General features: G+C 65.6%; 2 protein-coding genes. Both read left to right on the forward strand.

Annotated elements, in window-relative coordinates; translation table 11 throughout:
- The first annotated feature begins 148 nt into the window (after positions 1-148).
- Positions 149-1,609 carry an IS21 family transposase gene (gene istA, locus AB5Z54_RS09750; protein WP_368161398.1) on the forward strand — a complete coding sequence of 487 codons (1,461 nt, stop codon included), beginning with the start codon at positions 149-151 and terminating at the stop codon, positions 1,607-1,609.
- On the forward strand, positions 1,606-2,352 hold the full coding sequence (gene istB / locus AB5Z54_RS09755; RefSeq protein WP_368161399.1) for an IS21-like element helper ATPase IstB: 747 nt from the start codon (positions 1,606-1,608) through the stop codon (positions 2,350-2,352). The genes istA and istB overlap by 4 nt, the downstream gene beginning before the upstream one ends.
- The last annotated feature ends 104 nt before the right edge of the window (positions 2,353-2,456 follow it).

The following is a 2,456-nucleotide window of genomic DNA, read 5'->3' on the forward strand; positions in this document are numbered from 1 at the left end:
TGTTTCCGCTAGTTTGAGACTTGCAGCTTCGGCATCGTGGCGTTTCATCTATGGCAATGAAAGTTTTCAGATAAGGCAAAGGCATGCCGACCAGCTAGGCCATCCTTGTCAATGTAGCTACCAACTACTTGGCAAGGAGGCGGAAAGGATGATCGACATGCCGACGATCGAGAGTATACGCGACATGAGCCGCCAGGGGCTCACGAACGCGGAGATACAGAGGCGGACTGGGGTCTCGCAGCCGACGATTCGCAAGTACCTGGCGATGGACGACTTCTCGCCGCAGATACCCGCGAAGTCGCGGCGCGGCTCCATGCTCGACCCGTACAAGCCCTTCATCGACTCGATCCTCGAGGGCGACCTGCACGTCTGGCGCAAGCAGCGCCATAGCGCCCAGAGAATCTACGAGAGGCTGCTCGACGAGACGCCTTACGCGGGCGGGTACGGGATCGTGAAGAAGTACGTCCGCGAGCGCAAGGCCCAGATGAAGTCGTCGGAGACGGCGTTCATCGAGCTCGTATGGGCGCCGGGCGAGGCGCAGGCGGACTTCGGCGACGTCGACGTCGTCTACCGCGGCGAGCGCGTGCGCATGCACTTCTTCGCGTTGAGCTTCCCCTTCTCCAACATGGGCTTCTGCCAGCTGTTCGCCGGCGAGACCTCCGAGTGCGTCTGCCAGGGGCTCAAGGACGTGTTCGAGCACGTGGGCGGCGTGCCGCACCGGATCGTGTTCGACAACGCCACGGGGGCCGGCCGCAAGATCGGCGGCAAGGTCACCGAGGCGGAGCTCTTCTCCAGGATGCACGCGCACTACGGGTTCTCGGTGACCTACGCCAACCCGGATTCCGGCCACGAGAAGGGCAACGTCGAGCGCAAGGTCGGCTGGTCGCGCCAGCACCTGTTCACGCCGATGCCCGCGCTGGACGACATCGCGGCGTTCAACGCGGCGCTGTTGGGAAGATGCGACGGCTATGCCGGCAACGAGCACTACGAGAAGCGCATGAGCTGGGGCGAGCTGTTCGAGCGCGACCGGGCGGCGCTGCTGCCGCTTCCCGCGAAGCCGTTCGCATGCGTGCGCTACGGTTCCGCGATCGTCGACAAGCGCGGTTGCGCCGGCGTCGACGGCGGCCACCGCTACCACGTCTCCGACGCGATGGCCGGGAGGCCCGTCACCGTCGCGTACGGCGCGCACTGCATCGCGTTCGCAAATTCCGCCGGCGAGGTCCTCGCGGAGCACGACAGGAGGTTCGGGACGGCCGCCGGCTCTCCCGACCCCGCGTCCCAGCTGGGGCTCCTCGCCAGGCGGCCGGGAGCCTGGCGCAACTCGCCGGCGAGGGCGGCGCTGCCCGCGAACGTGGCCGCGCACATGGACGCCATGGAGTCGGCGGCCCTTTCCGACCTGGTCAAGTGCATGAAGAAATGGTGCGCATCGTGGTCGTACGACGAGGTGGCCTCGGCTTTGTCCGAGGTGCTCGCGAGGACCGGCGCCACGCGCGCGGCCGATGTCGAGATGATGCTCGCCCGCATCGGCGGGTTCGGCCTCGGGTCGGCTCCCGATGTCGGCCCCGACCTGTCGGCCTACGACGGCTTGCTGGGATGTGGTGCCGCATGAGCGCGAGGGCGGAGCTCGAGGCGAGGGCCCGCGCCGGGTTCCGCGCCGTGATGCTGTCGAACCACACGGCCGAGAAGTTCGCGTCGGAATCGAGCGCGAGGGAGCTCAGGTTCCTGTGCTCGGTGTTCGACGAGGAATGCTCGTGGCGCGAGAAGTCGAAGCGGGAGCGGCTGCTCAAGCGGGCGAGGTTCCCGGTGCCGAAGACCTTCGACGGCTACGACTGGTCGCGCATAAGGCTGCCGGAGGGGATGCCCAGAAACGACGTGGAGTCGTGCGCGTTCGTCGGATCGATGCAGAACCTGGTGCTGTACGGCGGCGTCGGCAACGGCAAGACGCATATGGCGATCGCTTGCGGCACGACCGCCTGCCGCATGGGCCTGTCGGTGATGTTCGCGACGATATCGGACCTCGTCGTGAGGATGCGGAAGGCGGAGGAGGCGGGATCCCTCGACCGCGTGTTCCGGGAGGTCGAGCGCGCCGATCTGGTCATCCTGGACGAGCTGGGCTACCTGCCGATAGACCGCCAGGGCGCAAGGCTCTTGTTCCAGGTCGTGTCCAAGTGCTACGAACGGCGGAGCCTGATCGTGACAACCAACCTCGAGTTCTCGAGGTGGGGGTCGGTGCTGACCGACGACCAGATGGCCGCGGCCATGATCGACAGGATAATCCACTACGGCCACCTGATCGTGTTCGAGGGGCCCACCAAGAGGATGGAGGCTTCGCCCATGGCAAACAAGCGCTAGGAGAACGCGTTAAGCGGCATGCCTTGCCGAACATAAAATCTTGCAGTGCCAGGCCTGAAAGTTTTGCGTGCCACCCATGAAACTACGGTCTTGACGAAAACAGC

This window comes from Collinsella aerofaciens (assembly GCF_040910185.1).
In the GTDB taxonomy this organism is placed as follows: domain Bacteria; phylum Actinomycetota; class Coriobacteriia; order Coriobacteriales; family Coriobacteriaceae; genus Collinsella; species Collinsella aerofaciens_BF.

Coding starts and splice junctions, on each gene's coding strand:
- istA (WP_368161398.1), top strand. CDS start 149: ATGATCGACATGCCGACGATCGAGAGTATACGCGACATGAGCCGCCAG.
- istB (WP_368161399.1), top strand. CDS start 1,606: ATGAGCGCGAGGGCGGAGCTCGAGGCGAGGGCCCGCGCCGGGTTCCGC.